Source organism: Stenotrophomonas sp. SMYL8, assembly GCF_036320065.1.
Classification (GTDB): Bacteria; Pseudomonadota; Gammaproteobacteria; order Xanthomonadales; family Xanthomonadaceae; genus Stenotrophomonas; species Stenotrophomonas maltophilia_A.
The window spans coordinates 24892-29973 of record NZ_JAWIRR010000044.1 but is presented as its reverse complement, the minus strand read 5'-3'; the positions used below and the strand labels follow the sequence as shown (position 1 = coordinate 29973).

Here is a 5082-nt window from a genome sequence, read left to right as displayed (position 1 = left end):
TCGACGTTCGTGTGCGGGATGGGGATCGCTCGACTCGTCTGTCGGCTAGTATCCGCAGATGCATGCTTGACGGTCCCTCCACCCTGGCTCCTACATACCTCGTAGGAGCCGGGAGGAACATACAAGCTTGCTCGACTGGCTCTTCAACAGCAGTCGAGCAAGCTCGACTCTACAGATATGCGAAAACACGAAGGACCTCCGCCATGAAACGACTGATCCTGCTCACCGCCTGCACGCTGGCCCTGGCTGCCTGCAGCAACCCCGAGGAAGAGCGCAAGGCGCAGGAAGCCGCCGCGGCCGCCGTGCAGGCGCAGAAGGAAGCCAAGGCCGAAGACGTGGCCAAGCAGTACGACATGGCCGTGGCCGCACAGGACTGGGAGCGTGCGCGCCTGCATGGCGCCTCGCTGCTGGATCAGTACAAGGACACCGCCGCCGCCGAGCGCATCGCCGCCGGCTTCGACGAGGTCAAGGCCAAGGGCGATGCCGCGCGCGACCTGCGCCGCATGCAGGCGCTGTGGCAGTACAACCAGATCCCGGTGGGCAACAAGGGCAACCAGGTCTCGGCGCAGATCTACAGCAAGGAACGGGTGGACGTGGATGGCAGCGGTGCCAAGCCGGTGCAGCTGGTGTTCCGCGATCATCCGGAGTGGAAGCGGCATGCCTACCTGGTGCTGCAGGCTGGCGATTTCCGTTGCCCGCAGTGCACGGTGAAGGTGACCGTGGACGACGGCAAGCCGATTTCCATGGCGGCCTGGCGCCCGAAGACCGATGAAGCCATCGCGCTGTTCATCACCGACCAGAAGGCGCTATGGAAGCTGGCGCGCAAGGGCAAGTCGATCAGCATCGAGTTCCCGGTCAAGGCCGGCGGCACGCGTACCGCCGTGTTCGAAACCGGTGGTGTCGACGCCAGCCGCATGCCGCAGTGGTGGCAGTGATGGTTGCGGCGGGCAGCGCAGTGCACGCGTTGTCCGCGATCCGGCACTGGGTGTTCGACATGGACGGTACCCTGACCGTCGCCGTGCATGATTTCGCCGCGATCCGCCGCGCACTGCAGATCGCCGCGGAGGAAGACATCCTCGACCATATCGCGGCGCTGCCGGATGCACCGGCGCAGGCCAAGCGTGAGTGGCTGCTGGATCACGAACGTGCGCTGGCCGAGGAGGCACTGCCGGCGCCGGGTGCGGTGAAGCTGCTGCGCGCGCTGTCGGCGGCGGGCTGCCGGCTGGGCATCCTGACCCGCAACGATCATGCGCTGGCGAAGTTGACCCTGGATGCGATCGGGGTCGGGGAGCTGTTCGACGATGCCGACATCATAGGCCGCGATGAAGCGGTGCCCAAGCCGTCGCCGGATGGCCTGCAGCAGCATCTTCGACGCTGGGGAATCGGGGCTGCGGAGGCGGTGATGGTGGGAGACCACGCCTACGACCTGGAGTGCGGGCGCGCCGCGGGCACCCACACAGTGCTGGTCAACCTGCCGGAGAACCCGTGGCCGGGCAGTGCCGACTGGCATTTCGCCGATTGCCGCGACCTGTTGGCCGCCTGGCAGCGCAGGGGGTAGTGCCGGCCGCTGGCCGGCAGTGTCGACCAAGGTCGACACCTACCGGATCACCCGTGGCCGGGCAGTGCCGACTGGCATTTCGCCGATTGCCGTGCACTGTTGGCGGCCTGGCAGCAGAAGGGGTAGTGCCGGCCGCTGGCCGGCAGTGTCGACCAAGGTCGACACCTACCAAGGCACAGCGTGTCGACCAAGGTCGACACCCACCGAGCGGGTGCGCGGGCAGTTCGTTTACGCGCCCAGCGCGTAACCGAACTGCTGCTTGAACTGCTCGTTGAACTCGTCAAAGGTGAAGCGCTGGTTCTGGGTGCCCGGGTGCTCCACCTTCAGCGCGCCCATCAGGTTGCCCATGCGGCCGATGGTCAGCCAGTCGTAGCCCTTCTGGATGCCGTAGATCAGGCCGGCGCGGAAGGCGTCGCCACAGCCGGTGGGGTCGACCACGCGGCGCTCATGCGCCGGCGGGATGTCGTAGCTCTTTTCCGGGGTGTGGATGACCGCGCCCTTCGGGCCACGGGTGGTGATGTAGGCCTTGACCCGGCTGACGATCTCTTTCTCATCCCAGCCGGTGCGCTCCTGCAGCAGGTTCGACTCGTAGTCGTTGACTACCACGTAGTCGGCCTGCTCGATGAACGCGCGCAGCTCCGGGCCGTTGAACAGCGGCATGGCCTGGCCCGGGTCGAAGATGAACGGAATGCCGTCTTCGTGGAATTCCTGCGCGTTCTGGATCATGCCTTCGCGGCCGTCCGGGCCGACCAGGCCCAGGGTCACGCCCGGCACGCCACGCACGTGGTTTTCGTAGGAGCGCATCATCGCGCCCGGGTGGAAGGCGGTGATCTGGTTGTTGTCGTGGTCGGTGGTGATGAACGCCTGCGGGGTGAACAGCTCATCGATCACGCGCACGCGCGACAGGTCGATGCCCAGGCCGTCGAAGTATTCGCGGTACGGGCCGAAGTCCGAACCCACGGTCCCCATCGGGATCGGCTGGCCGCCCAGCAGGTGCAGGTTGTAGGCGATGTTGCCGGCGCAGCCGCCGAACTCGCGGCGCATGCGCGGCACCAGGAAGGACACGTTCAGGATGTGCACCTTGTCCGGCAGGATGTGATTCTTGAACTGGTCCGGGAACACCATGATGGTGTCGAAGGCAAGAGAACCACAGATCAGAGCGGACATCGATGTAAGCCTATGCGGTGAATTTTGGGGTGGGCCGGCCCGGTTCGGCGGGCAAGCAAACGGCGCCCTTGGGCGCCCGACGGCGCAAAGGTTACCCGCTGGTGCCGCTCAGGGCCAGAACCGGGTGAGACCCGATCAGGCCGAAAGCCTGTGAAGACGCGGGTTCAGCTAGTTTTTTCCTTGCTCGGCGGCAGGCGGGTTGCTAGGCTTGTCGGCCTCGATTTCTGCCCATTTTTTCGCCATCCCGCGGCGGGCACGACACCCCTCAGGACTCCTTCCTCAGATGTTCAAGAAACTCCGTGGCATGTTCTCCAACGACCTGTCCATCGACCTGGGCACGGCCAACACCCTCATCTACGTGCGCGGGCAGGGGATCGTGCTGAACGAGCCATCGGTCGTGGCCGTGCGTCAGGACCGTGCCATTGGTGGCACCCGCTCGGTGGCAGCCGTAGGCGCCGAAGCCAAGCAGATGCTTGGCCGTACCCCGGGCCACATCACCACCATCCGCCCGATGAAGGACGGCGTCATCGCCGATTTCACCTACACCGAGGCGATGCTCAAGCACTTCATCAAGAAGGTGCACAAGTCGCGCGTGCTGCGCCCGAGCCCGCGCGTGCTGGTCTGCGTGCCGGCCGGCTCGACCCAGGTCGAGCGCCGCGCGATCAAGGAATCGGCCGAGGAAGCCGGTGCCCGTGACGTGTTCCTGATCGAAGAGCCGATGGCCGCCGCGATCGGCGCCGGCATGCCGGTTACCGAAGCCCGTGGCTCGATGGTCATCGATATCGGCGGCGGCACCACCGAGGTTGCGGTGATCTCGCTCAACGGCATCGTCTATTCGGCCTCGGTCCGCATCGGCGGCGACCGCTTCGACGAGTCGATCACCAACTACGTGCGCCGCAACCACGGCATGCTGATCGGTGAAGCCACCGCCGAGCGCATCAAGGTCGAGCTGGGCTGCGCCTACCCGCAGGCGGAAGTGATCGAGATGGAAATCTCCGGCCGCAACCTCGCCGAGGGCGTGCCGAAGATGATCAAGATCAGCTCCAACGAAGTGCTCGAGGCCCTGCACGAACCGCTGTCGGGCATCGTCAGCGCGGTCAAGCTGGCGCTGGAGCAGACCCCGCCGGAACTGTGCGCCGACGTCGCCGAGCGCGGCATCGTGCTGACCGGTGGTGGCGCCCTGCTGCGTGACCTGGACCGCCTGATTTCCGAGGAAACCGGCCTGCACGTGCAGGTGGCGGACGATCCGCTGACCTGCGTGGCCCGCGGCGGTGGCCGTGCGCTGGAGCTGGTCGACATGCACGGCAACGAGTTCTTTGCGCCGGAATAAGCCGTCCCGGCTGCCTGCGCCCGCAGCGCCCCTCCGGGGTGCGGCCCACCATGAGGGTAGGCCGGCACCGGCGGGGCGTCCGCGTGTTTCCCTTCCGCCTTCTGCCAGTTGAATCGTTGCCGTGCCGCCCTACGCCGGACCTCCCGTTGCTTCCCGATCCGGTGATGCCGCCAGCCCGCTGCGTCTGCTGGCTTATCTCGCACTGGCCATCACCCTGATCGTGCTTGACGACCAGGCCGGCTGGCTTGCGCAGCTGCGCGGGCAGGCCAACAGCCTGGTGCAGCCGGTATGGGCACTGGCGGGACTGCCGGGCAAGCTCGGCAACCAGGTCAAGGACTCGGCGGCCAGCCACGGCCAGCTGGTCAACGAGAACCGTGAACTGCGCAACCAGCTGCTGCTGGCCAACGCCCGCCTGACCCGCCTGCAGACCGCCGCGTTGGACAACGCCCAGCTGCGTGAACTGCTGAACGTGGCCGAGCGCAGTGGCCTGGACGTGCAGCTGGCGCCGATCCTGGACATCGACCTGGATCCGGTGAAGCAGCGCCTGGTGCTCGACGCCGGCAGCCGCGAAGGCGTGCACGTCGGCCAGGCGGTGATCGATGCCGGCGGCCTGATGGGCCAGGTGATCAGCGTCACTGGCGGTACCTCCACCGTGCTGCTGCTGACCGACCCCGACCATGCCGTGCCGGTGACGGTGGCCCGCAACGGCGTTCGCCTGATCGTCTACGGCCGCGGCGACAAGCTGGAATTGCGCGACATCCCGCTCAGCGCCGGCGTGGAAGTGGGCGATGAGATCGTCACCTCCGGCCTCGGTGGCCGCTTCCCGGCCGGGTTCCCGGTCGGCACCATCACCGGCCTACGCCCGGACGACACGCACGCCTTCCTGGTCGGCGAACTGAAGCCGGCGGCGCAGCTGGACCGCGGCCGCGACGTGCTGCTGCTGCGCCCGGGCGCGGGGGGGGGGGGGGGGGCGGCCCCCCCCCCCCCCCCCCCCGGCCCCCCCGTGGCGCCGCCCCCCCCCCCCCCC

The 5082-nt window shown here is 67.4% G+C and carries 5 protein-coding genes and 1 pseudogene; 5 read left to right on the top strand and 1 reads right to left on the bottom strand.

From position 1 onward, the window contains the following. Positions 1–203: 203 nt before the first annotated feature. The 3 genes and pseudogenes from V3B25_RS21270 to V3B25_RS21260 all read left to right on the top strand — a co-directional run. Positions 204–935, top strand: a complete 732-nt coding sequence (locus V3B25_RS21270) for a hypothetical protein (RefSeq protein WP_019337678.1) — start codon at positions 204–206, stop codon at positions 933–935. Next, positions 935–1558 (top strand): HAD family hydrolase, encoded by a 624-nt coding sequence (locus V3B25_RS21265; protein WP_329811512.1) that lies wholly within the window; start codon positions 935–937, stop codon positions 1556–1558. The genes V3B25_RS21270 and V3B25_RS21265 overlap by 1 nt, the downstream gene beginning before the upstream one ends. 36 nt (positions 1559–1594) lie before the next feature. Further along, positions 1595–1684, top strand: a pseudogene (locus V3B25_RS21260) (HAD family hydrolase); the annotation flags it as partial. Positions 1685–1786: 102 nt separating this feature from the next. Here the strand turns inward: V3B25_RS21260 and V3B25_RS21255 are convergent. Then, complete coding sequence (locus V3B25_RS21255; RefSeq protein WP_014038522.1) at positions 1787–2725, bottom strand: carbohydrate kinase family protein; 939 nt, start codon at positions 2723–2725, stop codon at positions 1787–1789. A 283-nt stretch (positions 2726–3008) separates the two neighbouring features. Here V3B25_RS21255 and V3B25_RS21250 point away from each other — a divergent pair, with 283 nt between their 5' ends. Together V3B25_RS21250 and mreC are read left to right on the top strand one after the other, a co-directional pair. Beyond that, on the top strand, positions 3009–4055 hold the full coding sequence (locus tag V3B25_RS21250; protein WP_005419402.1) for a rod shape-determining protein: 1047 nt from the start codon (positions 3009–3011) through the stop codon (positions 4053–4055). A gap of 121 nt (positions 4056–4176) precedes the next feature. Next, positions 4177–5082 (top strand): rod shape-determining protein MreC (gene mreC / locus V3B25_RS21245; RefSeq protein WP_329811510.1); only part of this gene is annotated, 906 nt, incomplete at its 3' end.

What these genes read in the sequence shown, in the direction of transcription:
- V3B25_RS21270 (WP_019337678.1), top strand. Translation starts at nt 204, where the DNA reads ATGAAACGACTGATCCTGCTCACCGCCTGCACGCTGGCCCTGGCTGCC.
- V3B25_RS21265 (WP_329811512.1), top strand. Translation starts at nt 935, where the DNA reads ATGGTTGCGGCGGGCAGCGCAGTGCACGCGTTGTCCGCGATCCGGCAC.
- V3B25_RS21255 (WP_014038522.1), bottom strand. Translation starts at nt 2,725, where the DNA reads ATGTCCGCTCTGATCTGTGGTTCTCTTGCCTTCGACACCATCATGGTG.
- V3B25_RS21250 (WP_005419402.1), top strand. Translation starts at nt 3,009, where the DNA reads ATGTTCAAGAAACTCCGTGGCATGTTCTCCAACGACCTGTCCATCGAC.